We start from the raw sequence: 745 nt of genomic DNA on the forward strand, positions 1-745 counted from the left end.
CTTTGGAGTAACTTTATTTTTGGTTTAGTTGCCCCTGGCTATACCATGGCGCGCGTCGCGGCGAGCCATCTTGCAGAAGGTGATTTGAAGTTTGAGGGTGCAGATATGAGCACCAAACTCAAGTTGATGGGAGTCGACGTAGGCTCTATTGGTGACGCTCATGCTCGCACAGAAGGTGCTTTGAGTTACACCTATGAAAATCAACCTGAAGGTGTTTACAAGAAGATCGTTGTTGATGCAGACAAAAAGCTACTTATTGGTGCGGTGCTAATAGGTGACACTTCAGACTACGATACTCTTCTTCAGTATGCTTTAAATGGTATCGACCTTCCTGAAAAACCAGAAAGTTTAATTCTTCCTTCTACGAGCGATGCTGCGCCTGCGCTAGGTGCTGATGCTTTACCAGCGACTGCGACGGTATGTTCTTGTCACAACGTCTCTAAGGGCGACATTGTTGATGCAATGGATGCGGGCAACTGTGATCTTGGCTCGGTGAAATCATGTACTAAAGCAAGCACCGGTTGTGGTGGTTGTGCGGCCTTATTGAAAAACGTCGTTGATAGCGAACTAGAAAAACGCGGCGTAGAGGTCAATAAAGATATTTGTGAACACTTTGCTTATTCTCGCCAAGAGCTCTTCCACATTATTAAAGTCGAAGAAATCAAAAGTTTTGACGCGCTGCTTGAAAAACATGGTCGCGGTATCGGTTGTGAAATCTGTAAGCCTGCGGTCGGTTCAATTCTCG

Annotated in this window: 1 protein-coding gene; it reads left to right on the plus strand. The window is 45.8% G+C overall.

Annotation, left to right across the window (positions count from 1 at the left end; genetic code table 11):
* A partial coding sequence (locus A3738_RS03910; protein ID WP_197473567.1) for a (2Fe-2S)-binding protein occupies positions 1-745 on the plus strand: 745 nt, incomplete at both ends.

It is taken from the genome of Oleiphilus sp. HI0066, from assembly GCF_001635725.1.